Below are 26,194 nucleotides of genomic sequence, written 5' to 3'. Positions count from 1 at the left end.
AGAGCACAGTGCAGTAACCTAGCCGCCTCTCGATTTGTGCAAAGTCCTGATAAAACAAATAATAAAAGTCGCGCACATTCAACCAACTGCCATCCACAAAAACGCTTGGCGCACTCTCTCAGACCGGAAACAGAATGAAAAAAATCGTTGTGAAATTTGGCGGCTCGAATTTACGCAAGCCACAAGACATTGATCGTATTGTTAACGTCGTGCAAACCTATCAGCGTCCTTTAATCTTGGTGGTATCGGCTTTTTACGGCATCACCAACGCCTTGATTACTTGCGTACAAGCTGCCAAAGAAGGCGCGGGTACCAAAGCAGCCTTGGCGGAGAGTCAAAGTTACACACAACATTTACGACGTTTGAAGCGTGAACTGATCGAGGCAAACGTTGCCGACCAAGCACAACGCGAGCGTATTGAACAAGCCTTGGCGGTGCGGATCGATCAATTAGATCGCTATTTGACCGGCATTCACTGCATCGGAGATGTTCCGACTTTTGTCTACGATGCGATACTCAGTTACGGTGAACGCTTATCCAGTTTGTTATTGACCGAAGTATTGCAAAGCCGCGGCATCCAAGCGCGCGAAGCTTTGCCAGAAGACATAGGCTTAATTACGGATGGCGTATTTGGTAATTCTGCTTGTGATTTTGCTGCTAGCAAACAGTCAGTAGCGCAAGCACTGGCAGGCGACGGCGTGGTGGTGGTGCCCGGCTTTTACGGAGTCGATCGTGATGGCAAGGCAACCCTGTTCGGACGCGGTGGTTCCGATTATTCGGCAGCCTCGATTGCTTGCTGCATAGCTGCAGAATCACTCGATGTGTGGAAAGATGTCGATGGCTTTTTGAGTGCTGATCCAGGAACCGTGACAACGCCACGTTCGATTGCGCAATTAAATTATTTAGAAGCAGCAGAATTATCGTACTTCGGCGCGAAAATTTTGCATCCTCGCACTGTCGAACCCTTATTTGACCAAGACATTCCGATTCGTATCTTGAACATTACTAAACCTGAGCGCGGCTTACAGCCCTACACGATCATTAACGGACAACGCAAAGTGACCAAAGATGTGGTGAAAAGTGTGACGTCCACCGATGATGTCGCCATCTTAAAATTACACGGCCCCGGCGTTGGTTTTAAAGCCGGCATCTTAGCGCGCGTCACCAATCAGCTCGACAGTCTCGGCATCAATATCAAGAGTGTATTGACGGCACAAACAGCAATCAATATTTTGCTCGCACGCGATCATTTAGATGCAGCATATGCAGCATTAGCAGAGCACCATTTAGCCGGAGTGGTCGAAGTATCGCGCAATGCTGAAGTCGCGATTGTCGCGGTAGTCGGCGATGGCGTACTAGAAGCCTCAGATGTTGGCAGCGCCATTGCCAGCCGTGCTTTATCTGCAGCGATTGCGAGCGGTGTTCGGGTATGTTTGGCGGCGGCTGGTGCGAGCGAAGTCGCAGCCTACATGCTAGTGCATCAAGACGACACCAAGCTCGCTTTACAAGCGGTACACGCCGAGTTTTTTGGCGCCTGACTTCAAACAAGCGATTTCACTTACTTTTTGCTCATTTTTACAGAAGAGACCTCAATGGAACAACGTAATCCTGCCGACACCAGCTTAGGACGTCCCTTAGATGGTTGGCGTTTACGTTTGTACACGATTATTTTTGAGGCTGATACAAGAGCTGGGCGCAGTTTTGATATCGTCCTGATTATCGCTATTTTATTGAGTGTTTTATTTGTGATGTTGGGCAGTGTCGCCACGATAAATGCGAAGTATTCAGCAGTCTTTAGTTGGGTAGAAATTGGCTTCACCGCGCTCTTCACACTTGAATATGTCGCTCGGCTGGCATGCGTAAAATATCCAATGCGCTATGCATTAAGTTTTTTTGGCATCGTCGATTTACTGGCGATGCTACCTAGCTATTTGGCTTTATTTTTCCCTGAAGTATATGTGTTGGTGGATGTACGTGTGTTGCGCTTACTGCGTATTTTCCGCATCTTCAAATTGACCGCTTATTTGACTGAATTTACCACGCTGGGTTTAGCGCTACGTGCCAGTGCTCGTAAGATTTTGGTCTTTTTATCGGTGGTCTTAATGGTCGTCGTGATTATGGGCACAGTAATGTACGCGGTTGAAGGACCAGCACATGGCTACACCAGCATTCCTGCCAGTATTTACTGGGCGATCACCACCATGACCACTGTGGGCTTTGGCGATATCACGCCGAAGACCGATCTGGGACGCTTCATCGCCTCAACAATGATGCTAATGGGCTGGGGCGTACTGGCAGTTCCAACCGGGATTGTTACTGCCGAAATGACCGCACAACGTCGTCATTTTATGAGCACACCAACAACCCGCACTTGCCAAGAATGTTTAAGCGAAGGTCACGCGGCTGACGCTAACTTCTGTCAACACTGCGGTGCGCGCCTGCCTGCATATCAAAGTGAAGCCGCTGCCAAGATCAGCTAAGCCTTCGCTTACTTTAGGTATTTTGGTACTTTGGTGCTTTGATACTTGAGTATCTAGATACTCAAGAAAGTCTGCAGCGAATCAAGGTTTGCGCAAAGGCAAAGAATCTCGCGTTTTTTTTGAATCATGTCTATCTCCAGATTATGCTGAGCGCTGTTTATCTTTCTTGGTATTCACCAAATCGGGGCACAACATGACTTCAAACAAAGACAATGGCGATTGGCTTTCGGCACAACAGGCGGTACAAGCAGATGGCAGCGAACGCCACAACCTCCCACTGATCAATAAAAAACTACCGCCTTTGGTTGCCAATCCAGAAGAAAACGCAAATGATGCGATAACATCGGCTGATAAATCTACAAACGGCGCAGCAAACGGTACGTTAATTAAGTCTGACAAAGACAAGTCTTAGTGATCAAGTAGTCAGCGCTGATCACGGCAAGTTATTTGATACAAACTACCCTGACTTGCTTCATGTCGGTAATGCCTGACAAGACTTTTTCTATGCCATCCATTTTCAAAGTCAACATGCCATCTTCTAGAGCCGCAGTAAATAATTGTGCGACGCGCGCATGCTCTTGAATTAGCTTCTTGACCGGATCAGTACCCACCATCAACTCATGCAAGCCGATTCTGCCTTTATAGCCATTCACACACTTATCGCAACCTTGAGGACGATATAAAGTAAATTGTCCTTTGGCATCAGCATAATCCTTAGACCATTGTTGAAACACTTGCCGTTTGGCCGCCTCTGCATTTTGTTGGAACGCAGAAGTGGCCAATAATTCCGCGCAATACTCATTCAATAAACTGAGCAATTCCTCTTGTGTCGGCTGATAGGCGACTTTGCACTGATTACATAAACGCTTGGCCAAACGCTGCGCCAAAATACCCAATAGTGCGTCGGCAAAATTGAAGGGGTCCATGCCCATATCAAGCAAACGAATAATCGATTCAGGTGCGCTGTTTGTATGTAGCGTTGCAAACACAAGATGCCCAGTCAAGGAGGCTTCTAGCCCGATAGAAACTGTCTCTTTATCGCGCATTTCACCGACCATAATGACATCGGGATCTGCACGCAAAAATGCCCGCATCACCGTTGCAAAATCCATCCCCGCCTTACGATTCACTTGTACTTGGCGCAACCCTTTTTGGGTGATTTCAACCGGATCTTCGGCCGTCCAAATTTTCGTTTCTGGTCGATTTAAATAATGCAAAACCGAATGCAAAGTTGTAGTCTTACCAGAGCCAGTGGGGCCACACACAAAGAAAATGCCATAAGGTTTTTCGACTACTTCTTTCAAGCGTCGCAGATTGTGCGGCAAGACACCAAGCTTATCCAAAGGAATCGGTTCGCCTGCCGCCAAAATACGCATCACCACGTCTTCCATGCCAGCGGCGGAAGGGATCGTAGCAACCCTTAATTCAATATCTAGCGGCCCATATTTTTTGAATTTAATTTTGCCGTCTTGTGGCTTACGTTTTTCTGAAATATCCAAATCGCACATGATCTTGATGCGCGCCAACAAGGCATTGCGATAACTCGCGGGAATTTCAATATATGGTGACAAAGAACCGTCTTTACGGAAACGAATCAAGGTTTTTTCTTTACCTGGACGTGGTTCGATATGGATATCTGAAGCACCTTGTTGATATGCATCGACGATGATTTTATTAAGTAATTTGACTAATTCATTTTCGACTGCCGCAGACACTTCTTGATTGCCGCCCGCGTTGTCATCCTCGTCAGTTTCCATGCCAGATAACAATTCTCCGACGCTGGTACTATCTGCGCTTTGTCCAAAAAACTGATCTACCGTAAGCTTGAATTCGCGCTTGGTTGTGACCTTAAACAGTAAACGCGCACTAGGAAAAATCAAATTCACGACACGCGTGGTTTTCACTTTTTCTGGATCTAAGGCCAGTATCGTCATGCCGCTCTTATCCTCGGAAATCGGCAACCAGTTATTCTCTTCAACATATTGACGCTTCAACTTTTTGACCAACTCTACATCAACCACACGTCCTTCTTGCCAAGCCTCATAAGGCACACCAAAAAACTTCGCCAACGCCAAGCCGACTTTCACAACAGGAACCTGAAATTCATCGATCAAAATATCTTCTAAATCGGCTTGTTTCTTGCGTGCCGCGCTGATTGCCAATTCAAATTCAGGCAAAGATAAAATGCCATCAGACACCAAACCATTCAATTTCGATGGCGGAATTGGCAGCGGTTTGTTCTTTTGCGCAAAAGCGATCGCCAAGGTTTCGCACAACTCACGCACACCTTCTTGTGCAATCGCATTAAAACTGGTGCCATGACGACTATTGATGAACTGGATTGCACCTAGTAAATCACCTTTTGCGGCATCGATAATCGGAGCAACTAACATCTCTTTGGTACGATAACCAGTGCGTTGATCAATCGCTTTTTGGAAATGCAAATCTGGCGAAATAGCTCGCAATTCAGCTTCATCATAAACATCATTAATACACAGCACTTCTCGATTCAACGCGACGTATCCAGCGATACTCTGGTCGGAAATCGGCAAGCGTATATCTTTGAATGAGTTGAGTCCTTTTTTGACTTTAGAAATCAAGTTACTACCATCAGGAGCCACCATGTAAATAGTCAGACGATCGCAATCAAACAAGTCACAAATATCGGTCAGTAAATCCGACACAATTTGATCAACGGTATTACTCGCGTGAATCTTATTGGTTAAGGTTTGTAATCGTTTAAAGAAAATCAAACGTTGGGTTGCGCTGTTCTCGTTAGCTACCTTAGCTACCGAAGCTACACTATCGACACTGTTATTGGGCTTCACCTGCATATTTTCCTTCTTTCATCAAAGCGGAAATCAACGATGCTGCATGATCGCATTATCACTCAATAAAATCATATTGAAAAAATAAGAACGCATGCTTTCGACGCATCTGCAACACAATCGCCAATCTACTTAGTCCATGAGCACTGATTTTTTCATAACAAAAAAAAGATTAGGTGATTTTGGATAAAGCATGTATATTCCGTCTCGTACTTGCATCAGGTCGTAATATTGTTGGTCCCAATTCCGCATGGCTGTTCTTTTCTAGTCGTTCTGTTTTATCTCCTTCGGTTTCATCTCTTGGTTTTAAGTGCCTAACAGGCAATGTTGCCTATCGGCCGTATTTTCTCGCCTGATCGTATTTAGCGCGATGAGTGCAGCCATCAAATTAAAGGAAATAAAATGACTACTCAAACTGGAATCGTCAAATGGTTCAACGATGCTAAGGGCTTCGGCTTCATCACACCTGACGCGGGTGGCGCGGATTTATTCGCTCACTTTCAAGACATTCAATCTTCTGGTTTCAAAAGCCTGTCGGAAAATCAACGCGTTTCTTTCGAACGCAGTGCAAGTCCTAAAGGCGATAAAGCTAGCAATATTCAGATTTTGTAATCGCTACAAAATCTAAGCAAATTTGATGCGCTATGTTCACATATCGCATCAAAGCGAATGCAGGTCAGCATCGAGGGAAATCCCTTAGGTGCGGCAGCTAAAAAGAATTTACACCACGCAGATAGCATGGGTGAATTTAATTTAGATTCACACCCACATTCAAACCGCAAAGAGTCAAAGTAGGTCGGACCACAAAGCCGACAGACAGACTGCACAAACTGGTTCTAATCGGCTAAAGCCAACTTGCAGATAGCATGGGGTGATAGAAAATGGTTTAATCAGGCGTGATGAAACTCCAGATGCCGCCATCATTCGTGCTTGGCGCAATAGGACGCATCAGGCAAGGCTAAAATTTCGCAAAATAATAGGCTGATTTGTGTACTTTGTGATTTGACGATGATTCGTCAAACACAAATATTTGCTGCAAATAATTTGTACTTTGCACCGTAGCTGTATGATCAAACAACTACGGCAGCATAATTCCGAACGCACACCACGCAGATAGCATGGGTGTCGGAAACTTAATGGCACTTGGCAGATAGCCCTGGTTGTTAATGAATTATCGCAATGCATGAAGAGCCCGCCTTTGGTGGGCTTTTTGCTTTTTACAAATAGAATTTCAAATGGGTTCAAATTTCGACGCAAAATGTTGGTCATGAGCATCATTTTTGCAATTCTCGTTTGACCACCACAGGTCTAAGTACGATACTGAGCGGCTGCCTGAAAATCCCTTCTCCCCCCCTTACAAAGCAAACAGGCAATTACATCAAACTCGGAGTATCGAATGAAAAAAACTATTTGTTCCGCCCTCGTCACAGCTGCATTTTGCATGAGCGCTCCTGTGCTCGCTTCAGATAAGGTCGACGTTGCGGACACGCTGATCACAGCACGCCAAATGCTGGATGTCAGAACAGGCAAAATGATTGCGAATCCACATATCTTGGTTCGTGATGGGCGCATCATTAGCGTCAAACAAAATGCGAGTGGTGCCGACAGCAAAGTACAAAAAATCGATCTCGCCGGTATGACTATCGTGCCAGGCTTAATCGACATGCATGTGCATTTAGATACAGATCCAACTTATGGTGGCTACAGTAGTTTGCAATACAACGATCGCTTTTGGTCGATGCTGAACGTGCCACATGCAAGTCGTACTCTAGAAGCCGGCTTTACAACGGTACGTACGCTAGGTTCAGACGCATGGAATGATATTGGTTTGCGCCAAGCGATTGATGAAGGAAAAGTACCGGGACCACGCATTGTTGCCGCGGCCTATTCATTTGGCGCGACAGGTGGACACTGTGATTCGACCTTCTTCCCGCCTTCAATGAATCAACAAAGTCCATTTAATGCAGATAGTCCGGAAGAAGGTCGCAAACGTGTACGCGAAATTCGCAAACACGGTGCGCAAGTCATCAAAATCTGTGCAACTGGCGGTGTGTTCTCGCACAATACCGAGCCTGGTCAACAGCAAATGAGCTTGAAAGAAATGACCGCGATTGCGGAAGAAGCACATCAATGGGGCATACGTGTCGCCGCACACGCGCATGGCACTTCAGGTATTAAAGATGCGATTCGCGCTGGTATCGATACGATAGAACACGCAAGTTTGATTGATGACGAAGGTATCGCACTCGCAAAAAAACATGGCACTTATCTGTCGATGGATATCTACAATACGGATTACACCCAATCTGAAGGTAAGAAGAATGGTGTGATGGAAGACAATCTGCGTAAAGACCGTGAAGTCGCTGATGTACAACGCGAAGGTTTCCGTCGTGCGCACGCGGCAGGTGTCAAAATGGTTTATGGCACAGACGCTGGTATCTATCCGCATGGTGAAAACGCCAAACAATTTGCGACCATGGTCAAGTATGGCATGACGCCAGTGCAAGCGATTCAAGCAGCAACGATCAATGCGGCAGAAGCATTGGCGAGCAAAGACGTGGGCATTATCGAAGCGGGTCGTTTTGCCGATATTGTGGCAGTTGCTGGCGATCCAAGCAAAGACGTGCGCGTTTTAGAAAATGTCGCGGTAGTCATCAAAGGCGGAAAAATCGTCAAGGCACAGCAAAAATAAAATGCCTTAACAAGCCGCAGTAACAACTAGCACGCATCAAAAAAGCGAGATGACTATCAACAGCCGTCTCGCTTTTTTTTTTGATTCTTACTGTCTGTCTTTGAGCTTACTTTGAGCTTACTTCGAACTGACTGTGAGTTCACATTGAGCTTCCATGAGTGGTTTATTTATCTCGCTGCTCGCGCCACCATAGTAATAGCATCGCTGCCAGCAAACCCAAGGCCCAAGGCCAAGTCGGTAAGCTACGACGCAAAACCTTGGTGTTATCGGCGACCACAGGGGCCAGTGCCAACATCGCTGCTGTATCTGCGCGTGCTTGTGCTCTTTGCCAAGCCGGCCAATCTTCTGGCTGATAGACGTATACAACGCCAGCCGCAAGCGTGCTAGTGTCCTTGCCTTGCACTAGCTTTGCTGCTGATTTCACTTCGGACTTCGTCCTTGCTCGTGCTTGCCAATCTAACCAAGCAGGCTTTTCCGGCCAAAATGCAGTGCATTGGGCATCAGCATGATCACGTACAGGTAACAAGGGTAAACCTTGCTCGTGCCCTGCCAAGACCAGCTCAGCTTGTTCCAAGCCCTGCGCACAAAGACGCATACGCTGACCAACAATCTGCATCCTTGGTTCAGACCGCACTTCCCAATCCAAGCTTTTTTTCACCTGTGCTTGATCCAAGATAGTTTGCCACCAAACTTGCAAAGAATTAGTCGCACTAATTTGGTAACGATGCCAATCAGCCACACCCAACCATACGATCTGCCCCTGCCCCCAAGCGCGCTGCGCCATCCAGCTTTGTCCCTTAGCCTGATACCAATTTGCATCTGACTTGACTTGCGGCATCCACGCAGTTGGACTCAAGCTCATCAAAGGATCGATGATGATTTCTTTGCTTGTATCGCTGGCTTGCAAACGCAAATCTAATTCTCGTCGCCACAATCCAATATCGCTCGCGTTCGCACCAAGAATAACTAAGGATGCACCTGCCGCTACTTGCTGTAATACTTGCGCACGTACTCGAACATTTTGCTGTTCGAAATACGCGGCATCCTGTATCAACAAATCCGGCTTAGCTGTGCTCGCCTGCGTTGGTGATGATGTTGGTGTTGGTGTTGATACATCAGCAGCAGTCTCAAATCGCGTAACCGTCTTGCCTAACTTGGTTTGCCAATCTAACTTAGCCTGACTTTGACTAAGCAGCGCATTGAGCACCTTGGCATCGAAAGACGGCGCGGCAAAGCGAGCTTGCACCAACAAACTTTGTGGTGCGATCACCTCTAAAGGAATTGGCCCTTGCTCGATTACGCGACCATGCTGATCAAGTATTTTTGCTTGTAATACTAAACGCTCCACCGCCGGCGGTAGCCATTGCAAACTGAGTCGTTTCTCGCGACCACGCGTTTCTGCTAGCACTTGCTGATTTTCAGCTAGCAATTGCAAACGCCATTCACCATCAACATGTTGACGTTGTACGCTCAATTGAAACACTCGCCCCTGTGTGAGCTGCGTAGGAAAATCTAAATCCAACACTTCGTCAAGCTTGGTCGAATTGGGATCAACAGCTGTTGTTGTGATTTGCATCGGTAAGCGCGGCAAATCTTGCCATTGCGCCCAACGCAAACCATCACCATGAATTTGATAGGAATCGGCATGCTGACTTTGCTGCACCCATTGCGCCATGCTGTGACGACTTTTCGCACTGTCGATACGTAGTGGATTGCTTTGCAAAGTTAGGCTAGGCGCGATGATCATCATGCAAAAACAAATTCCGGCACAGGCGATGATCGCAGTATGCATCAATGCATCGCTACGCTTCGCTCGTCGCCAGTACATCAAAGTCGAGAATAGCACTACAAGCATTACGCCCAGACACAGCGCGACTTGCCAAGTTTCAAGCGCCATTGAAGAAATCAAGCTATGCATCATCGTTGCACCTCTGGCTTACTTGAACTTGAGCTTGGCTTTATTTTTTTCCATGCCTGTTCAAATCCGCTCTCGCGTATTGCTTGGAACTCAGCACGCCCTTGCAAAATCAATTCGGCTTGCGGGATCGCCTGCCGTATCCATCCCGCTAATACTGGGCGGCATGGAGCGCAACCGTTTTCCACATCCAAGATCGCGGCCTGTGCAGCGAGGCGTTGTTCCTCTTTCGTTAGATGCGCGGCAAACCAAGCGCGCGCCGTGGTTGTCCACAAGGCTGGCAAGGCGTTTTCGCTTTGCAATGCGCGCAGTAAATTTTGTATTTCTTCAGGAACGATTTGCTGTGCCGCGTCTTGCTGCTTTTGGGTATTTTTTAAATCCAACACATCACCAGTTAAACGCTTGTCCTCTTTGATTGCTGGCGGTGTAAACGCAGCCTTGTGTAAATAGATCCGATCCGCTTGTTGCAATTGTTTGATCGCTTCTAAAGCCATGTTTTCTGGCGCTAAAGCGGTGGCTGGACTGATTGCACGCAAAGCTTTTTCGGCATCCCACATTGCGACTAAGGCACGACGCAAAATCTTCTTGGTTGCTTCATCAAACAAGGTCGCATTTTCTTCTTGATCATGCGCATGTCCATACTGCGCCGCCAAATTTTGTGGTGCGGCATCGCCATGATCATGTCCATCATCTGCGCTATGCCCTTCTGCATGCTCGTCGTCTCCGAATAAGCTCGATTCTTCGCCAAGGAATTTGCCGTAACGACGGCGTAAAGTCCCTTGATCACCAGCAATCGTTTCGCTACGGCTACGAATCAAATTGGGATTCATCTTAGGATTGGCCTTGATATCTGCTAACAATTGTTCGGTATCAATAATGATCTGACGCTGACTACGCAATGACTCTGGTTTTGCCAACATCGGTAAGGCAGAAGTTTCTTCTGCTTGCGCTTCTGGCGCTGGTAGACGCAGGGTGTAGGTTGCAGAACGAGTAATATGCGGATTTTTATCGGCGTTATCCGTCGCCCGCACAAAGAAATACAACTCATCACCCGGTTCCATCCCTAACTCAGTTAAGGTCCAAGTTTTATCCCATTGCCGAATTTGCGGATTTTTACCTTGCGGAATAGGTAATTCTCTATCACTAAAACGAATATTCTCACCACTGCCACGTGCCAAGGTCATATGCATGGTAGCTTGATTGATCTTATAGTCGTCTGCAATACGCAGCGCGATTTTGACTTGGCGCGTTTCTGCCGCCAAAATCTGCAACAATTCGCTTGGCTGTTCAATATCGATTTGTGGCGCTTGATCTAATAACACTTTCAATACAGTACGGCTTTTCCCCGCATCGCCACTCCAATGCCAAAATACCGTCTCACTCGCTTGCCAACTTGCACAGAGCTTGATTTTGTCTTTAGCTCTGTCTTTAACCTTATCTTGATCAAGCGGTGACTGCGTTTTTGTAAAGCGAATTTCCTGCCCGTGACTTAGGCTCAAAGTCGGCAATTTTTCAAAGTTTTGATCGGTTTGTATGCACCATGTGACTAGGCTATTCTCGGGAACTTGTAATTCCTTAGGAGCAGAATCAAAGCTAACTAAACCGGTATAGGCGGGTGGCACCACGTGCATCGTCAAACTCGCATTAAGATCGAGCTTATTCGCTGGTTTTACTGAAGCTGCCGCTGGCATTGACTGATTCATCGCTAGTAAAGACGGCATCAACATCGGTAGAAAAAATAATAGCGCGGCAGCTATCCAACTACATGCCAAGCAAAGGCGCGAAAAAGACAAATGCCGTTGAATGAAATGGCGACAAGCGACCGGATGCAGAACTTGTGGCAGCCGCTTCAATACGCGCTGTGCTTGCAAAGCAGCTAGCGCGGCATTCTGTGTGCGTTGATTTGCTTGCCCATTTTGTTGTGGCGCTTGAGCTTGAACTTCTGACTGCACCAGCAATTGCATACTATCTTCTAGTTCTGGAAAATCGGCATTCGCCCAACTACGCCAATTTTTCACTAGTCGTTTTCGCAACCACCAGAAATGTAAAACCATCAATGCAAGACCTAGAATCACGATCCCAAATTGTCGCAAAATGATCCAAGGTGCAAGTAAGGCCAACCACGCCAGCAAATGATGGCGACAAGCCGTGCGCCATAAAGTTTGGAACACGCGCGTGAGCACTTCGCTGATAACTGATTCAGAGACGTTTGACATGACTTAACATCCGCTCCAAAGCAAAAATCACCAGCAAGCACAGTAATAATAATTGACGTGTATTTTCTTGCTGACTTGCTTGGCTGACCTGTGCACGAGGCAATTGCATGCCGGTATAGATCAAATCAACTTGTTGCGCGCGACTTTGTTGCCAGGCGCGATACCATTGCTTCGTCTCTTCTAATTTATACATAGGCCATTGCCCTGCTTGCTCGGTCAACCAATAACGAACTTTTCCGCGCTGATATTGATGTAAAGCCAATCCAGCTAGCGCAGGATTGTTTTGCGCGATCCAATCCTTAGGCAATTCTTTTGCAGGTCGTTTCATCCACCAGTACGGCGCTTGCCAATTGCTAGGTACAGACTGATTACTATCCCAAATGATTAAATCCGTTTTGGCATCAGCTTGCTGCTGCCATACATAGCGATCTTGTCCATCGCCAGCCACACTAAAGGCACGAAACAAGCTTTGCCATACTTCAGGATGATCGCTACGCAATGCAATATAGTGGGTACGTACTGGCGCTTTAAGCGGATAGTCTTGTACCCGTATTTCGGTCTTAGGCAGTAACTGCGGTGATTCTGCACTCCATGCCAACTGCCCTGCCCGCGCCAAAATCAAAATACGTGCATCGACTTGCCAGTCTTTTTGATGTTCAACCAACCAATATAAAAGCTGCGAACTTTGCACATCACATTCAGTACGTGCGCAAAAACGACGCTGCTTAGCGTTTTGCATACCAGTTTCTTTGAGCTGTTGCTGCAACCACAGCGGATCAAGATCGTCGCCTACCAATACGGTATCGCCACGCCAAGCGATAAACAAACTCGCTAAATAGACGATCACCATCAGCAGCAACAGGCAACGCAATAACATCAATAACCATTCACGCCAACGCCATACCCTTACCAATTGCGGTTTTGCGGGGGCTAAAAACTTTGCCGTCGCGAGTGTTTTTCTGACTAGTGTTTCACGTCGCTGGCGCAGCCACCAGATTGGTAAGATCAATAGCGGCAATAACAACCACCAAGCAGGACTCAAGCCAAGATTAAAGTTCATCATGCGCGCCCTGCCAACTTAAGCCAGTCTCTGAGTGTCTTACCGACATCTTGCTCTATGCAAGCACGTAAGAAAGGAATATTTACCTGACGACACTGTTGTTCTACGCGCTGAAAATGTGCGATGTGCGCTGCTAGGAAATCCGCCTTTGCGGTTTCAGAAAATTTAACCGGATCAGCATTTTGTTCGGGATCAACATAGGCAAGCGTCGATGCAAATCCCGCTTCACATTCAGCCCGCGTTTGCAGACACAGGGCACGCACATCATGTCGCATATGGCGCAAGCGTACCAAGCTTTCTGAACACGCCGATGGCCACTCTAAGAAATCGCTAATCGCAAAAATCAGGCTAGGTGCGCGTGCAAAGTGCAATTGCGCCTTGAGCAAAGCTGCATCAGGCAAAACACCGGCCGCGCTCGTTTGTTTTAGCTGCGCCATCACGCGATGGAATTGCCGAGGACCGCGAGCCGCTGGCGTGATTTGAAATCGCCCGTTTTGCGCAATCAGCAAACCAAACGCATCGCCCTGTCGTTGCGCTACGGCAGCAAGACAAGCAAAAATCACCCGTGCAAAATCGAGCTTGCTTACGTTCGGATGGTCATAACTCGCTTCAGACATCGAAGCACTGGCATCAAGCCATAACCAAATCGCCACATGACTATCGCGTTCGGCTTCACGTACATAATAGCGATCATTGCGCGCCAACAGTTTCCAATCGACACGACGCCACTCATCACCAGGCGCATAGGCGCGATACTCAGAAAATTCTACCCCAGCGCCACGCTCACGTCCTGCATGCAAGCCATGACCGAGCCCCGCCAATACATGGCGAACGATCAAATCTAAATCCTGGCTATGCGCCAGCAAAGAAGCGCTATCAAGCATAAGCGGTCATACGAATTTCAATTATTATGACGAACGTGATGTCACTATTCGACGCGTATCTGCTCGCGTAGCGCAAGCAAAATATCGGCAATCGCAACACCGTCAGCTTCCGCTTCAAAATTACGCAATACGCGATGTGCCAACACAGGCAATAACATCGCCGCCATATCTTCACGTGTCACAGCTAATCGTCCATGCATCAAGGCGCGTGCTTTGGATGCCAACACCAGCGCCTGACCAGCACGTGGACCAGCGCCCCAACCGACATGCTTACGTACACTGTCTACCGTCGTCAACTGTGGGCGCGTCGCTCGAATCAAGCGAGTCGCATAACGTACCAAATGTTCACCCACTTCAATATCACGTACCAAACTTTGTAGGCGTAACAGACTCTGCACATCCATCGCACTGACCGCATCAGCGATCCCAGCATGCGTAGTGCGTTCTACCATCAACATTTCTTCGTCTTCACTTGGGTAGCCAACATCGATACGCAATAAAAAGCGATCTAACTGCGCCTCAGGTAAAGGATAAGTACCCGCTTGCTCAATCGGATTTTGGGTTGCTAGCACAAAGAAAGGTTTCGGCAAACGATGCGTTTGCCCAGCAAAAGTCACACTGCGTTCCTGCATCGCTTCTAGCAAAGCAGATTGCGTCTTTGGTGGCGCACGATTAATCTCATCTGCCAATAAAACTTGGGTGAACACCGGCCCTTTTTGAAAACGAAATACGCGTTGTCGCGTGCTGGTGTCTTCTTCCAAAATTTCTGTACCGACGATATCTGATGGCATTAAATCAGGTGTGAACTGAACTCGTCGAAATTCAAGATCTGTCGCTTGCGCTAAGGATTTTACTAACAGCGTCTTACCTAATCCAGGAACCCCTTCTACCAAAGCATGACCGCCCGCCAACAAGCAAATCACCAAAGATTCGATCACATCCTTTTGTCCAATAATCACTTGCGACATACTTGTGGTCAGGGCATGCACTTTGGCGCTCAAATCCGCGATTTCTGCTTCACTCCAACTCACTGGCACATTCGACTGCATACTACGCTCCTAAAGCATACTGAATAATATTCACGGCAAAACGCGTATTATCTACGGCTAAAAACCGCTTGTTCCGAAAATCATAATCCCACTCGCAACCATAATCTTTGTTGCTATACAAAAGACGAATACGGCCATTGATTTCAACTGCTTTCAAATAATCATGCACCAAATCATCGCCCCAACCATTTAGCTCAACACTGGTATTGGGTGGTCCATCGAAGCGAAAAAAGCAGGAATACAAAGGATGATTATTTGGGATTTTCTTTAAAGCTTTGATGCCAAAAATCTGTGCAATTTCGGCTTCAAACGATTTGGCAAACAAGCCGTCGATATCGTGATTGCAATCGTCTACAAATAGAAAGCCGCCACCTTTGATATAACGTTCTAAATGTTTGCGCTCTATCGCACTCAATTGCACTAACTTATGTCCGGCCATGTAGCAAAACGGCGCTTCCAAAATTTTGGGATCAGACAATGCAGTAACCCGCTCTACTGTATCAACTCGCAAGGTGGTGTACTCGACCAGTGAATTCAAAATATTGCTCGGCATACGGATATCCACATCCCAATCGCCGGAGTCGTACATTACACGGGTGAAGTAGAAATCGAAATTCGACATGCAGGTTTCAAAATTAGTGGCAAAGACTGAGATGACGATGTAATCAAGATCAGCGGAAAACAGGAACGATAAGACAAGCACCGTTCCTGTAATTAAGCTAACCCATCACAACAGCAAATTGAATACGACAATCCGTTTTCAATTAAACCGCATCAGACAAAGATGTGAAGTTAAAATCGCGCAACTTCATCGCTGGCACCACCGATTTGCGACCATCACCAAACACTTGAGTCTTACCCAAATCATCGATGTTGTTCAGCATCGTGACTGGGCTTTCATTGAAGCGGAAGTTTTTGACCGGATGTTTGACCTTGCCATTCTCAATGTAAAAAGTACCATCGCGAGTCAAACCTGTTACCAATAAAGATTGTGGATCGACCGAACGGATATACCAAGTGCGTGTCACCAAAATACCCTTCTTGGTCGAGGCGATCAGTTCTTCGGTTGATTTGGTACCACCGGACATAATCGTATTGCCTGCACGACCGCGCGGTGCAACGCCTTGCTTCTTGGCCCAGAAATTTGAATACTGCAAAGACTCAATCTTGCCATTCTTGACCATAGACATAGGCTCGCGCGCCAACATGGATCCGCTATCCCATGGGCTCACAGGTGCATCAGCATTCCAGGGATCGGTCCAGATATTCACCTGTTCATCGAACATCTTCTCGCCAAGGCGATTACCACCACCTTTTTTCGACAAGAAGCTACGTCCTTCATCTGCTTGACGCGCATCAAATGCGTTGAACATAAAATTCAAAATATCAGATGAAGCTGCTGGCTCTAGAACCACCGTGTAACGCCCTGGTTCTAATGCCTTCGCATCGACCGAACGCATGGCTTTTTCGATCGCAATCTCAGACGCTTCGCGCGGATCAAACTTACTCACATCATTCGCGCTACGCGTTACCCAGCCTGAACCACGACCATCTTCGGTACGTGCTGTGCAACTAAAACTCAAATTAGACGATTCTTGAAATCCAAACACACCATTCGAATTTGCAATCACTTCAAAGCCTAAAGTATCAAGGAAGAAACCTGCTGAAATCAGCTTATTTTTCTTCGCTAGGCTGATGCTTTGTGCCGCTACTTCGGCACGATATTCAGGATCAATTGCAGCAGTTTTTTCAAAATAAGTTGGCGTTGCTTTGAATTCTTGTTTGCTCGCTGCTGGCATGAATTCTGGATTCTCTGGCGCTAAGCGGGCGATATCTTCTGCACGGCGCACCGCCTTTTCCAAAGATTTATCATCAAACTCATTGATCGTCGCTGTACCTTGGCGCTTGCCAAAAGCGACGCTGACCGATAATTGCGTATCTTGATTTAAGCCAGCGGTCGAGACACTATTTTGCGCGTAACGAATATTGCCAGCACGGCTGCCCTGAATTACCACGCGACATTCATCTGCTTTAGAAAACCCAATCACACGGTCACAGATGCGCTTTGCTTCTTCCTGAGTCATTTTCTTCATCATATGTTTCCTATTTTTATTGGCTTATTTAGTAAGCTTATTTGGTTTAGCTACGTGAAATGGATCAAGCAATTTTGCGTGCTGTGTTGATCACATTGATGCCGTTAAAACGGGTTGTACTAGAGCCATGCGACACCGCGCTGACTTGACTTGGCTGGCCTTTACCATCAAAGAAAGAACCACCCATACGCCAATCACGCTCATCACAAATCGCACTACAGCTATTCCAAAATTCTTGGGTATTCGATTGGTAAGCGACATCTTCAACAGGGCCGACAATCTTACCGTTTTTAATTTCGAAAAATAATTGACCGCCGAATTGGAAGTTATAACGTTGTTGATCGATAGAGTAAGAACCGCGACCTAAAATATAGATGCCCTTCTTAACGTCTTTGACCATCTCATCAGGCGTCAATGGTGTTTTGCCAGCGGCCAAGGACACATTCGGCATACGTTGGAACTGTACGCTGCTCCAACTATCGGCATAAGAACAGCCATGTGATTCTTTTTCATCAATGATATGCGCTTGATCGCGGGTTGCTTGATAGTTGACTAGCACGCCATCTTTGATGATATCCCAGCGTTTGCATGGCACACCCTCATCGTCATAGCCGACCGCACCGAGCGAACCAGGTGTGGTTTTATCTGCGAAGAAATTGACGCGATCCGCGCCAAATTTGAATTTCTTGGTGCGCCATTTATCCAAGGTCGCGAAACTGGTTCCTGCATAGTTTGCTTCGTAACCAAGAACGCGATCAAGTTCGGTTGGATGTCCAACTGATTCATGTATCGTTAAGAATAAGTGATCTGGGCTCAAGACCAAATCATACTTGCCTGGCTCGACCGATTTCGCCGCTAATTTCTCGCGTGCTTGACGCCCGGCTTCACGCGCTTCTTCAATCACATCAAGTGAATTTTTGTATAGCGTCGCCACACCACCTGCCGCCTTGACTTTATCTTCAGGCTTGGCGTCAAAGAATTCAAAGCCCATACCGACTGGCGAAGACAAGCTTTCACGGCTGCGGAATTTGTTGGTCGCCTTATCGACTGCGGTCGCTGTCATCGGTGCCCACAAGCGATGAATATCTTGATCGATATAAGAACCATCCGTAGAAGCAAAATACTTTTCTTGATTCACTTGGAACAAATTCGATTGCATAAAATTCGCGCCAGCTTCTAGACCAGCACGATTTGCTGCAATCAGCATATCGACTTTTTCCTTGACCGGAACGACACGCCAATCTTTTGTGAATGGGGTCGCCCAACTCACTTCACCGACACCTTTAACCGGTGCCAAAATCAGCGGCTCGCTCTGTAATTTCGCATTCGCTTTCGCAATTGCCACTGCTTGCTTTGCCATACTGGCAACCGCATCTAAGGACAAATCATTGGTGGAAGCAAAGCCATAAGCGCCACCTGCGATCACGCGTACGCCCACACCCATCGATTCGGAATTAACGATATTTTCTACACGCGTATCGCGCGTCGTGATGAACTGATTCACATAACGACCAATGCGTACATCGCAATAACTTGCGCCCGCTTTGGTCGCGGCATTCATCGCTGCATCAGCCAAACTTTTCTTAAATGCTTTACCAACGGGGTTTAATAATTCTTCTGCGGCAATCGCATTGCCACATACGGGAATAATCAAGCTACCCGCTGCGATGCCACTGATCTTTAAAAAGCTACGTCGTTCCATAGCAACTCCTGAAAAAAATACTATCGTGATTAATTCTGTTTTGTTCTTTTATTCCTAGGACCTATGCAAAATTACGCTAGCTAGGCGCGTCGCCGACGCTAGCATCTGTTTTGCGTAAGTCCGATTTCTACACAGCATCAGACAAGGAAGTAAAGTTGAAATCACGCACCTTCATTGGCGGAATCAACATTTGATATGGCACTTCATCACCCGCAATAATGACTGGCTTACCGATTTCCTCAATATTGTTGAGCATACTGATAGGGCTTTCATTGAAACGGAAATTTTTGATCGGATACATGATCTTGCCGTTCTCAATATAAAAAGTACCGTCGCGTGTTAAGCCAGTTAATAGAACTGATTGTGGATCCACCAGACGGATATACCAAGTACGTGTTACTAACACCCCTTTTTTGGTATTGGCGATCAACTCAGCCGTCGTTTTATCGGTGCCCGCCATGATCATATTTCCATGGCTCGCCATCGGTGCGACTTGCTTTTTTTGTGCCCAGAAGCGCGAATATTCTAGCGAATTAACTCTGCCATTTTTAATCACTTCGGTACGCTGGCGCGGCAACATAGCACCATCCCAAGGCAAGACACCGATTTCGGGATGCCAAGGATCTGCCCAAATATTGACCTGTTCATCAAACAGCTTTTCACCGAGACGATTACCGCCGCCTTTCTTTGATAAAAAGCTGCGACCTTCATCCGCCTGACGTGCATCAAAATTGCCAAGCATATTGCCGATCAAATCGGAAGTAGCGGCGGGTTCCAAGATGACGGTGTAACGACCGGGTTCTAGCGCCTTTGCATTCAAAGAGCGTTTGGCTTTGTCCATCGCCACATCGACTGCTTCGCGCACATCAAAACGGCTGGCATCGTTGATTGAGCGTTTGACCCAACCCGAGCCACGACCATCTTCAGTACGCACAGTGCAAGTAAAATCTAGACCCGTTTGACGTTGAAACCCAAATACACCGTTGGAGTTAGCGATGCAGCTAAAGCCATTGTTATCAGTGAAAAATCCTGCACCAATTAATTTGTTTTTGCGACAGGCTTCAACCGCATAGGCAGCGACTTCAGCGCGAAACTCAGGATCGATATCCGCAGTCTTTTGATGAAAAGTGGGCGATGCTTGAAAGCTTTGCTTGCTCACAGCAGGCATGAACTCGGGATTTTCCGGTGCCAAGCGTGCCAAATCTTCTGCGCGTCGCACCACTTTTTCTAAGGATGCATCGTCAAATTCATTGATGGTTGTAATACCTTGCTTCTTGCCAAAGGCGACCGCCACTACCAATTGCGTATCACCAATCACCCCTGAGGTAGAAACAGCATTACGGGCAAAACGAATATTCCCTGTACTGCCGCCACCAAGTTGCACGTTGCATTCGTCTGCCTTAGAAAAAGACATGACTTTGTCGCAGATACGTTTTGCTTCTTCTTGGCTGAGTTGATTCAATTGTTTCATAGTCATCCTCGCCTTAAGCAATCTTACGTGCGGTGTTAATCACATTGATGCCATTAAAGCGCGTCGTGCTTGAACCATGCGAGACTGCGCTTGATTGGCTAGGCTGACCTTTACCGTCAAAGAAGGAACCGCCTAAACGCCAATCACGCTCATCGCAAGTGGCGCTGCAAGCATTCCAAAATTCTTGGGTATTCGATTGGTAGGCAACATCTTCCAATTGCTCGCCAATTTTGCCGTTCTTGATCTCGAAATACATCTGACCACCGAACTGGAAGTTAAAGCGCTGTTGATCAATAGAGAATGAGCCATCACCAACAATGTAAATGCCCTTCTTGACGTCTTTCACCATTTCATCCGGTGTCAGACGTTTCCTACCCGGTGCCAGAGAGATGTTTGGCATACGTTGGAACTGCACGCTACTCCAGTTATCTGCATAAGAACAACCATGTGATTCGGTTTGACCGAGCATGTGTACTTGGTCACGCGTTGCTTGGTAGTTGACCAAGATACCGTCTTTAATGATGTCCCACTGTTTGCAGGCGACACCTTCATCGTCATAGCCCACTGCACCGAGTGAACCAGGTACGGTTTTATCGGCAATGATGTTCACATTGCTAGAACCGTATTTGAATTTTTTGCTTTCCCACTTATCAATCGTGGCGAAACTAGTGCCAGCAAAATTAGCTTCATAACCAAGTACCCGATCTAGCTCAGTAGGATGACCCACTGATTCATGGATCGTCAACCACAAGTGTTCTGGACTCAAGACCAGATCATACTTGCCCGGCACGACTGATTTCGCCGTCAATTTTTGTTTGGCGCTGGCACCGCATGCGCGCGCATCGGCAATCAAGTCATAGGAATTTTTGTATAAGGTGGCGACACCGCCAGCTGCTTGTACTTTATCTTCTGGACGTGCGTCGAGATATTCGTAGCCCATGCCAACTGGCGCGGACAAACCTTGACGAGTACGGAATTTATTGGTTTTGGTATCGACCGCAGTTGCGCTTACTGGCATCCAGAAACGATGTACATCTTGGTCGATATAAGAACCATCGGTGGAGGCGAAATATTTTTGCTGATTGACTTGGAACATCACCGATTGCATGAAATTGGCACCAGCTTCCATCCCCGCTTTATTCGCGGCTAGCAGCAATTCCACTTTCTCTTTGATTGGCACAGTACGCCAATCTTTTTTGATCGGGGTCGCCCAACTGACTTCGCCAACACCTTTCACTGCTGCTAAACGGACTGGCTCAGTTTGTAATTTAGCATTCGCTTTCGCAATCGCCACCGCTTGACGCGCTGCTGTCGCAATACTATCGGGTGACATATCGTTACTAGCGGCAAAGCCATACGCGCCGTTCGCAATCACACGCACACCGACACCAGCAGATTCGGTATTGACCACGTTTTCTACGTTCAAATCACGTGTAGAAATGAACTGGTTTAAGTAACGTCCAATTCGCACATCGCAATAACTCGCGCCTGCTGTTGTCGCCGCATTTAAGGCGATATCGGCTAGGGTCTTACGGGCTTGGTTGGAGACTGGCTTTAATAGCTCTTCAACCTCAATCGCCCGCGCAAATGAAGGTAATAACAAGCTACCTAAAGCGGCACCACCCATTTGTAGAAAATCACGTCTTTGCATCACATCTCCTGTTTATCGATATTGTCGGTAATTGCAAACCTGTTTCCTCGACTTCTGTACAAGGGCTTTCTTTGATCTTTACTGTTTACTCCAAAGACTTGGAAAGAATTTGTAGAGAAATCGCTTACTGATGATACTTGACGCTGGCTCTTTGTTTATCCAAACGCAATAGCAATGCGGTCGGACAACAAACAAAAGCGAGCGTGAAGCAAGTAGGACTTACTTGATTAGGATAAGTTCCAGATCACAGGAATTTACACGATGATTTATGACTATTTGTTCGATTTAGCCACAAAGTTTTTGGTCAAATCTAGCGACATTTAAGATGCGTGCAAAATAGCATTGCAAAATTGATTTGCTCTTGATTTATTTTTACGGAATAGATGTGTTGCGCAACGATGTATCGACTGCAGAATAAATAGTCAGTCAAGTGTAGGAAACTTGATAAGCGTGTCGGGCAAAGGCTTCAAACTCGGCCAAGGCCAAAGGTTTGCTATACAAGAAACCTTGATACGCGCGGCAGCCTTGTTGCTCTAAGAAGGCCTTTTGCGCCAGCGTTTCGACACCTTCAGCGACCACGCTTAAACCCAAACTATCGGCTAACACGATTACCATTTTTGCGATCGCCGCATCATTCGGATCGATCAAAATATCGCGCACAAAACTTTGATCAATTTTTAATTGATCCAGTGGCAGGCGTTTTAAATAAGATAATGAAGAATAGCCGGTACCAAAATCATCTAATGAGAAACTCACACCACGTTGCCGCAATGCAGCCATTCTGGCGATGACTTCTTCGATATTCGAAATCGAAAATCCCTCCGTCAATTCCAATTTCAAACGACGTGGATCGGCGCCAGTTAAATCGATCACATCGGTTACTTGATCAACAAAATTCTTCTGATGGAACTGACTTGGACTCACATTCACCGCCAAAGTCAGGCCAGCAAATTCTGGATACTGCGCCCATTTTGCTAACTGTTGCATGGCGGTGTTGAGCACCCAATAACCGAGAATCGTAATCAAGCCTGTATCTTCTGCAATCGGAATAAATTCGGCTGGCGAGATCAAACCACGCTCAGGATGACGCCAACGAATTAAGGCTTCTGCCGCAAACAACTGCCCTTGATCATTGAACTGCGCTTGGTAATGCAATTCAAACTGGTCATTCAACATCGCATCACGCAAATCTTCTTCCAGTTCAGCACGTTGCGTAACCATTGCCTGCATTTTCGGATCGAAGAAACGCACCGTATTGCGACCTGCAGCTTTTGCTTGATACATCGCTAAATCCGCGCGCTTTAGCGGTTCGGCGATCGTTTCTGGTTTCTCGCCAAACAGCGTGACACCGATACTTGGCGAGCTGTGATGTTCATTCACACCTAACCAGTAAGTTTGATTTAATTCAGACAAAATCTTGATCGCTACGGTTTCTGCTTGATTCGCGGCGTCAAAAATATCTTCATCGAGATTTTCTAGCATCACGACAAATTCATCGCCGCCCAAACGTGCCACCGTGTCGCCCTCGCGCGTGCAAAGACTTAAACGCTCAGCCACTTGGCGCAATAGCAAATCACCGTGATCGTGACCCAAGGTGTCATTCAGCGTCTTAAAATTATCTAAATCAATAAACAGCAAAGCGCCTTTACGGTGATGGCGATTACCCGATGCCAGTGCTTGCTCCAATCTATCCATCAGCAAACGACGATTTGGTAATTGCGTAAGTGGATCATAAAACGCCAAATTACGAATCTCATCTTCTGCCGTTTTGCGCAGAGTAATGTCGTTAAAGGTACCAACATAGTGCGTGATGACGCCAGCTTCATCCGTCACAATAGAAATATTCACCCATGCCGGAAACACACTACCATTTTTGCGTTGGTCGGCGACTTCGCCTTGCCATGCACCGCGCTCAGCAATGCTATTAAGCATCGCAAGATAGCTGCTGTCTTGCTTAAACTGCTCACTTAAAAAGCGCGGTGGCTGGCCAACAATTTCGTCGGCATGAAATCCAGTAATTTGATTAAACGATTGATTGGTTCGCAATATCAACCAGTTTGCATCTGTCACAAACATACCTTCTTGCGATTCAAAAGCGGTAGCGGCAATACGTTGCGATTCGGCATGACGCTTGGCTTCGGTCGCATCGTGCCACGCGACATACACCGAAGGTGCGCCATCAAATTCAATTAAGGCTCCCTGTGCCATCACATCTATCGCGGTGCCATCAACTTTGACAAACTTGATTTCGTAGCTTTGCTCTTGTCCACCAGGTTCATTCATCGTTTTAATGCGCGTTTGTAACAGATGATGGAAATCGGAATGAATAATCTCGGTAATCGGCCGACCGATCAGTTGTTCGGCAGAACTTGCGCCCAGCATGCGGATCGCTGAGGCATTCACATAAATTAGGCACCCTTTACGATGCACATTAATGCCTTCTGGCGACCATTCGACTAAAGTGCGATGTCGCTCCTCGCTCGCATGTAAAGCCGCTTCCACTTTCTTGCGCACCGAAATATCACGCACGCTCGCTTGAATCAAACTCTTACCATCCAGCTCAACTAAGTTCAGCAATACTTCTGCATCAAAACAAACGCCGATATCCAAACGCTGATGTATCCATTCGCAAGCATATGCACCATGCTCACGCGCCAGCGCAAAATAATGATTCGATAGTTGTAAAGAACTGCGTCCTTCCGTTTGAAATTCTGGCGACAAATCGATAGGCTTACACTGCATTAAATGTTGACGATCACGCGCACCAAACAAGCTAACGGCGGCAGGGTTGCAATCGATCATACGACGCACATCCATCACAATCACCGCACTAGCAGTGGCGTTAAATAGTGTCAGGTGACGTGCTTCTGACCACGCCAATTCTTGACTACGGTCAGCAATCGTTGCTTCTAAGGATTCTTGGGCATTCTGCACGGCATCCGCCATGCCATTGAAGGCGGTGGTCAAGGTGCGAATTTCACCTGTATCGTCTGGATTGATGGCTGCCCGCACCGCTAGATCTCCGCGCCCTAATTGTGCTGCACTGCTGGCAAGGCCATCCAATGGTCGGGTTAATCGCCGCGCAAACATACGTATCAAGCTCAGTGCCAATAAGCTAATCAAACAACCTGCAACCAATAAGAAATCAATGTTTCTTAGTAGTCCGGATAAGACATCGCTTTTCTTTGTCACCAATACCATAGTCCACATTTGCGTCGGACTTAATCGCAAGTTGCGGTACACCGCGATTAATTCTTCATCGGCGGCATTACGCTGAGACACACTTCCCTCAAAACCACCCAAAACGGCACGATCTGGAATATACAAAGGTGTAGAACTGGCAACCTTAGGAAAGCTAAAAACCAAATTTGCTTTCGCATCGAATAATAAAGTCGTGCCAAAACGCTTGACCAAATCGGCATCCAACATCAATCGGTCTTGCAAAAACAAATCTAAATCTAATAAGCCAAGCAAGACGATCTTTGTTGGCTCTGTTGTATGCAATTTCACTGGCAGCACAATTGCTTGTACCTTGTGTGCGGCTTCTGCGGCTTTATTTTGCGTATCTGACCAGCTCAAAATTAGCGAATCAAAATCGGGGCTCGCCGCCAATGCATTCAAATCTTGTTCAGGAATCCTTGTCTGCTCACCCGATGCGGCACTCGCTAGTACCGCCTTGCGCGATAAATCGATCAACATCAATCCACGAAAGCGACGTGAACGGGCTTTACTTAAAATTTGAAATTTGTTTTCTAATTGCGCCGACAAGGTTGCTGATTCAAGATTTTTTTCAAGGCTTTTTTCACTGCTACTTGCACTACTTTTGTCAGCCTTCTTATCTGCATTCTTTTCTAAATCCTTTTCTGCAACCATCAGTGACATCGATGTCAAAATCCGCTTGATTTCGACACTTTCAGAAATAAAACTCAGGTCAGCACTACTATCTTGCAGATCGGCGATCACCAAATTTCTCTGCAAATCGGCCTTCATTTCTAGCTGCGCAATCGCGCTCAATAGCCGTTCTTCACGCGCACCAGTGAGACCGATTGCAGGTAGCCCGACATACCAAAGAAAAAATAATATGCCCATCGCCGCTAGCAGCACGGCGGCGAAATATCCAGTTATCCGATTGGAGAATGAAGTGAGCATGTCA

At 46.8% G+C, this 26,194-nt stretch carries 17 protein-coding genes; 5 read left to right on the top strand and 12 right to left on the bottom strand.

Going from position 1 to position 26,194, the window contains the following annotated elements; all coding sequences use genetic code 11:
- Window positions 1–134 precede the first annotated feature (134 nt).
- The 3 genes from IE103_RS07795 (at window position 135) to IE103_RS07785 (ending at window position 2,892) form a co-directional block, all read left to right on the top strand.
- Window positions 135–1,538, top strand: a complete 1,404-nt coding sequence (locus tag IE103_RS07795; protein WP_189345486.1) for an aspartate kinase — start codon at window positions 135–137, stop codon at window positions 1,536–1,538.
- A 54-nt stretch (window positions 1,539–1,592) separates the two neighbouring features.
- Complete coding sequence (locus IE103_RS07790) at window positions 1,593–2,480, top strand: ion transporter (protein WP_189345483.1); 888 nt, start codon at window positions 1,593–1,595, stop codon at window positions 2,478–2,480.
- 193 nt (window positions 2,481–2,673) lie between these two features.
- Complete coding sequence (locus IE103_RS07785; protein WP_189345481.1) at window positions 2,674–2,892, top strand: hypothetical protein; 219 nt, start codon at window positions 2,674–2,676, stop codon at window positions 2,890–2,892.
- A gap of 31 nt (window positions 2,893–2,923) precedes the next feature.
- Here the strand turns inward: IE103_RS07785 and IE103_RS07780 are convergent, their stop codons facing one another.
- The gene (locus IE103_RS07780) at window positions 2,924–5,314 is read right to left on the bottom strand and encodes a GspE/PulE family protein (RefSeq protein WP_189345479.1); all 2,391 of its coding nucleotides are present in this window, start codon (window positions 5,312–5,314) and stop codon (window positions 2,924–2,926) included.
- 396 nt (window positions 5,315–5,710) lie between these two features.
- Between IE103_RS07780 and IE103_RS07775 the strand changes: the two genes are divergently transcribed.
- Both IE103_RS07775 and IE103_RS07770 read left to right on the top strand, forming a co-directional pair.
- Window positions 5,711–5,920: a cold-shock protein gene (locus IE103_RS07775; RefSeq protein WP_189345477.1), complete on the top strand. Its 210-nt coding sequence runs from the start codon at window positions 5,711–5,713 to the stop codon at window positions 5,918–5,920.
- A gap of 784 nt (window positions 5,921–6,704) precedes the next feature.
- A complete protein-coding gene (locus IE103_RS07770) occupies window positions 6,705–8,000 on the top strand; it encodes a Xaa-Pro dipeptidase (protein WP_189345475.1) in 1,296 nt (431 codons plus the stop codon).
- A 163-nt stretch (window positions 8,001–8,163) separates the two neighbouring features.
- Here the strand turns inward: IE103_RS07770 and IE103_RS07765 are convergent, their stop codons facing one another.
- From IE103_RS07765 to IE103_RS18580, 11 genes are all read right to left on the bottom strand, one after another.
- Window positions 8,164–9,921, bottom strand: coding sequence for a hypothetical protein (locus IE103_RS07765; protein WP_189345473.1), 1,758 nt, complete (start codon window positions 9,919–9,921; stop codon window positions 8,164–8,166).
- Window positions 9,918–12,131 carry a hypothetical protein gene (locus IE103_RS07760; RefSeq protein WP_189345471.1) on the bottom strand — a complete coding sequence of 738 codons (2,214 nt, stop codon included), beginning with the start codon at window positions 12,129–12,131 and terminating at the stop codon, window positions 9,918–9,920. The genes IE103_RS07765 and IE103_RS07760 overlap by 4 nt, the downstream gene beginning before the upstream one ends.
- A complete protein-coding gene (locus IE103_RS07755) occupies window positions 12,115–13,194 on the bottom strand; it encodes a BatA domain-containing protein (RefSeq protein ID WP_189345470.1) in 1,080 nt (359 codons plus the stop codon). The genes IE103_RS07760 and IE103_RS07755 overlap by 17 nt, the downstream gene beginning before the upstream one ends.
- Window positions 13,191–14,075 (bottom strand): DUF58 domain-containing protein, encoded by an 885-nt coding sequence (locus tag IE103_RS07750; protein WP_189345468.1) that lies wholly within the window; start codon window positions 14,073–14,075, stop codon window positions 13,191–13,193. Before IE103_RS07750 ends, IE103_RS07755 begins: the two co-directional genes overlap by 4 nt.
- Before the next feature lie 44 nt (window positions 14,076–14,119).
- Window positions 14,120–15,124: an AAA family ATPase gene (locus IE103_RS07745; RefSeq protein WP_189345466.1), complete on the bottom strand. Its 1,005-nt coding sequence runs from the start codon at window positions 15,122–15,124 to the stop codon at window positions 14,120–14,122.
- Window position 15,125: 1 nt separating this feature from the next.
- Window positions 15,126–15,746 carry a DUF4159 domain-containing protein gene (locus tag IE103_RS07740; protein ID WP_189345464.1) on the bottom strand — a complete coding sequence of 207 codons (621 nt, stop codon included), beginning with the start codon at window positions 15,744–15,746 and terminating at the stop codon, window positions 15,126–15,128.
- A 142-nt stretch (window positions 15,747–15,888) separates the two neighbouring features.
- Window positions 15,889–17,217: a TldD/PmbA family protein gene (locus IE103_RS07735; protein ID WP_189345793.1), complete on the bottom strand. Its 1,329-nt coding sequence runs from the start codon at window positions 17,215–17,217 to the stop codon at window positions 15,889–15,891.
- A gap of 64 nt (window positions 17,218–17,281) precedes the next feature.
- Complete coding sequence (locus tag IE103_RS07730) at window positions 17,282–18,919, bottom strand: TldD/PmbA family protein (protein ID WP_189345462.1); 1,638 nt, start codon at window positions 18,917–18,919, stop codon at window positions 17,282–17,284.
- Window positions 18,920–19,046: 127 nt separating this feature from the next.
- Window positions 19,047–20,381: a TldD/PmbA family protein gene (locus tag IE103_RS07725; protein WP_189345792.1), complete on the bottom strand. Its 1,335-nt coding sequence runs from the start codon at window positions 20,379–20,381 to the stop codon at window positions 19,047–19,049.
- 22 nt (window positions 20,382–20,403) lie between these two features.
- Window positions 20,404–22,041: a TldD/PmbA family protein gene (locus tag IE103_RS07720; RefSeq protein ID WP_189345460.1), complete on the bottom strand. Its 1,638-nt coding sequence runs from the start codon at window positions 22,039–22,041 to the stop codon at window positions 20,404–20,406.
- Between the two features lie 426 nt (window positions 22,042–22,467).
- Window positions 22,468–26,190: a bifunctional diguanylate cyclase/phosphodiesterase gene (locus IE103_RS18580; protein ID WP_189345459.1), complete on the bottom strand. Its 3,723-nt coding sequence runs from the start codon at window positions 26,188–26,190 to the stop codon at window positions 22,468–22,470.
- Window positions 26,191–26,194: the final 4 nt, after the last annotated feature.

It is taken from the genome of Affinundibacterium macrobrachii, assembly GCF_014652415.1.
Taxonomy (GTDB): Bacteria; Pseudomonadota; Gammaproteobacteria; order Burkholderiales; family Burkholderiaceae_D; genus Undibacterium; species Undibacterium macrobrachii.
This window is presented reverse-complemented; position numbering and strand designations above follow the sequence as displayed.

Excerpts from the sequence above, each read along its gene's own strand:
- IE103_RS07780 (WP_189345479.1), bottom strand. The coding sequence starts at position 5,314 with ATGCAGGTGAAGCCCAATAACAGTGTCGATAGTGTAGCTTCGGTAGCT.
- IE103_RS07720 (WP_189345460.1), bottom strand. The coding sequence starts at position 22,041 with ATGCAAAGACGTGATTTTCTACAAATGGGTGGTGCCGCTTTAGGTAGC.
- IE103_RS07755 (WP_189345470.1), bottom strand. The coding sequence starts at position 13,194 with ATGATGAACTTTAATCTTGGCTTGAGTCCTGCTTGGTGGTTGTTATTG.
- IE103_RS07760 (WP_189345471.1), bottom strand. The coding sequence starts at position 12,131 with ATGTCAAACGTCTCTGAATCAGTTATCAGCGAAGTGCTCACGCGCGTG.
- IE103_RS18580 (WP_189345459.1), bottom strand. The coding sequence starts at position 26,190 with ATGCTCACTTCATTCTCCAATCGGATAACTGGATATTTCGCCGCCGTG.
- IE103_RS07795 (WP_189345486.1), top strand. The coding sequence starts at position 135 with ATGAAAAAAATCGTTGTGAAATTTGGCGGCTCGAATTTACGCAAGCCA.
- IE103_RS07740 (WP_189345464.1), bottom strand. The coding sequence starts at position 15,746 with ATGTCGAATTTCGATTTCTACTTCACCCGTGTAATGTACGACTCCGGC.
- IE103_RS07765 (WP_189345473.1), bottom strand. The coding sequence starts at position 9,921 with ATGATGCATAGCTTGATTTCTTCAATGGCGCTTGAAACTTGGCAAGTC.
- IE103_RS07735 (WP_189345793.1), bottom strand. The coding sequence starts at position 17,217 with ATGAAGAAAATGACTCAGGAAGAAGCAAAGCGCATCTGTGACCGTGTG.
- IE103_RS07770 (WP_189345475.1), top strand. The coding sequence starts at position 6,705 with ATGAAAAAAACTATTTGTTCCGCCCTCGTCACAGCTGCATTTTGCATG.
- IE103_RS07785 (WP_189345481.1), top strand. The coding sequence starts at position 2,674 with ATGACTTCAAACAAAGACAATGGCGATTGGCTTTCGGCACAACAGGCG.
- IE103_RS07730 (WP_189345462.1), bottom strand. The coding sequence starts at position 18,919 with ATGGAACGACGTAGCTTTTTAAAGATCAGTGGCATCGCAGCGGGTAGC.
- IE103_RS07745 (WP_189345466.1), bottom strand. The coding sequence starts at position 15,124 with ATGCAGTCGAATGTGCCAGTGAGTTGGAGTGAAGCAGAAATCGCGGAT.
- IE103_RS07775 (WP_189345477.1), top strand. The coding sequence starts at position 5,711 with ATGACTACTCAAACTGGAATCGTCAAATGGTTCAACGATGCTAAGGGC.
- IE103_RS07790 (WP_189345483.1), top strand. The coding sequence starts at position 1,593 with ATGGAACAACGTAATCCTGCCGACACCAGCTTAGGACGTCCCTTAGAT.
- IE103_RS07750 (WP_189345468.1), bottom strand. The coding sequence starts at position 14,075 with ATGCTTGATAGCGCTTCTTTGCTGGCGCATAGCCAGGATTTAGATTTG.